General features: G+C 75.1%; 1 protein-coding gene and 1 pseudogene. One reads left to right on the top strand and one right to left on the bottom strand.

The window, feature by feature from the left end; genetic code table 11:
- Positions 1 to 341, bottom strand: a pseudogene (locus tag VR45_RS43215) (hypothetical protein); the annotation flags it as partial.
- A 204-nt stretch (positions 342 to 545) separates the two neighbouring features.
- Between VR45_RS43215 and VR45_RS41365 the strand changes: the two are divergent.
- On the top strand, positions 546 to 1,755 hold a 1,210-nt coding region (locus VR45_RS41365; RefSeq protein ID WP_045945141.1), incomplete at its 3' end, for an MFS transporter.

The following is a 1,755-nucleotide window of genomic DNA, read 5'->3' as shown; positions in this document are numbered from 1 at the left end:
GGGTCGGTGCGGATCCAGCCCCGGGCCCGCCACCAGGTGAGGGCGGCGCGCAGGGTGGACAGTTCGCGGTTGAGGGTGCGCGGGTCGGTCCCGGCGCGACGGCGGTCGACGGCGGTCCGCAACCGGTCGGCGGCCGAGGGGTGGTCGAGCAGGGCGAGCGGCAGGACGGGCGGCCGGGCGCGGCGCCGTGCCGGTCCGGCCGGGACGGGGCGGTCGGCGAGCGCCCAGGCCCAGGTGTCCAGGGCGATCCGGTAGACGCGGCGGGAGCTGTCGCCGAGTCCGGCGGCGGCCAGGTAGCGCTCGACGGCGACCGCGTACTCGACCGGGGGCGGGGAGGCCATGCCGATACCTGCTTTCCGCAGTAAACGAGGCTGGCGCGCTCCTCGGAAGGATAGCGCCAGGCGCAGTAAACGGCAGGTGAAAGCCATTTTTTGCGCCGTTTACTGCGGTAGTCGGTTCGCGGTCGGAAATTGATACGAAAAGGCTCAACCTTTTCTTCGGAAAGCCTTGTCGGCCGCTTCCGCGGGTGGGCAGACTGGGCGCCCATGACAGGGGAGACGGAACGATTCCCGGCCCGCCGTCGACGGCTTCCCGGCCGTCCGGCCGTGCTGGGCGAACGCGACTTCAGGTGGTTCTTCGTCGGCTACGCGACCTCGCTGGTCGGCTCCTCCATGGCGCCCGTGGCGGTGGCCTTCGCCGTGCTCGGCGACGGGGGCGGCGGGACGGAGCTGGGCTGGGTGATGGCCGCCCGGATCCTGCCGATCGTGCTGGTGATGCTGTTCGGCGGGGTGGTCGCCGACCGGCTGGGCAGCCGTCGGGTGATGCTCGCCGCGGACGTGCTGCGCTGCGCGGTGCAGGGCGCCTTCGCGGTGCTGCTGCTCACCGGGCACGCGCGGCTCTGGGCGATGGTGGCGCTGGTCGCCGTCTGGGGCCTGGGCGAGGGGGTGTTCCTGCCCTCGCTGGGCGCGCTGGTGCCCACGCTGGTCCGTCGGGAGGAGCAGCTTCCGGACGCCAACACCTTGCTGGGGCTGGCGCGTTCGGTGTCGACGGTGGCCGGCCCGGCGCTCGCCGGCGTGATTACGGCGGGGTACGGGCCTGGGGCGGTGCTGGTGATCGACGCGGTGACCTACGGGGTCGGCGCGCTCGCGCTGGCCCGGCTGTCCGTCGCTCCCCCGGGGGCGAAGGCGGGGACGGAGGCGGGGGCGGGCGACCGCGAGGACTCGATGCTGGCCGATCTCCGCAACGGCTGGAGCGCGTTCCGCTCCCGGCGCTGGCTCTGGGTGACCACCGTGCAGATGGGGCTGTTCAACCTGCTGGTCTGGGCGCCGTTCCTGGTGCTCGGCCCGCTGACCGCGCAGCGGGAGCTGGGCGGGGCGCGGGCCTGGGGCCTGGTGATGGGCGTGTACGGGGTCGGGGCGGTACTGGGCGGGCTGTTGATGCTCGGGCGCCGGCCCGGGCGGCCGCTCGCGGTGGCGACGGTGGCGACCCTCGGCTGGGCGCTGCCCTCGGCCTCGCTCGCGGCGGGGCTGCCGCTGGGCTGGACGGTCGCGGCGGCATTGGTGGCGGGGTCCGGCTCGGCGGTCTGCGGCTCGCTGTACGAGTCCACGCTGCAGCGCTGGGTGCCGGCCGAGGTGCTGGCGCGGGTGACGGCGTTCGGCGGGCTGGGCGCGTTCGTGCTGGGGCCGCTGGGCCTGGCGGCGGCCGGGCCGGGTGGGGGTGGCGGCCGTGCTGGCCTTCGGCGCGGGGTGGCAGCTG

The sequence above is a fragment of the Streptomyces sp. NRRL S-495 genome (genome assembly GCF_000966955.1).
Classification (GTDB): domain Bacteria; phylum Actinomycetota; class Actinomycetes; order Streptomycetales; family Streptomycetaceae; genus Kitasatospora; species Kitasatospora purpeofusca.
Note: the sequence above shows the minus strand (reverse complement) of the source record. Positions and strands in the feature narration are given on the sequence as shown.